This is a genomic window from Pseudomonas sp. FSL R10-2189 (assembly GCF_009600325.1).
In the GTDB taxonomy this organism is placed as follows: domain Bacteria; phylum Pseudomonadota; class Gammaproteobacteria; order Pseudomonadales; family Pseudomonadaceae; genus Aquipseudomonas; species Aquipseudomonas helleri.
In genome coordinates, this window is the sequence record NZ_WIVZ01000185.1 from 1 (window position 1) to 220 (window position 220).

General features: G+C 55.5%; 1 protein-coding gene. It reads left to right on the forward strand.

What is annotated here, in order from left to right; translation table 11 throughout:
• Positions 1-192 (forward strand): hypothetical protein (locus GHO32_RS26750; RefSeq protein ID WP_218577148.1); only part of this gene is annotated, 192 nt, incomplete at its 5' end.
• Positions 193-220: the final 28 nt, after the last annotated feature.

The following is a 220-nucleotide window of genomic DNA, read 5'->3' on the forward strand; positions in this document are numbered from 1 at the left end:
TTTATTTTCGGGTCGGATATTTTGCTGGGCGCTGCTTCACTGCTCGCGGGAACCACCGATCAGGTCGCCGATGGGGCAAAACATATTGCGGCGCTGATGCCTGCAAATCGGCTAGAAACCCTGGCAAGTTGCCGGGATGGTTCAGTGACGTGCCATGCAGCAAGCCCAAAATCGCCCAACTGCAGGCGGTAAAGCTCATTTCACATGGGTACACACCAGG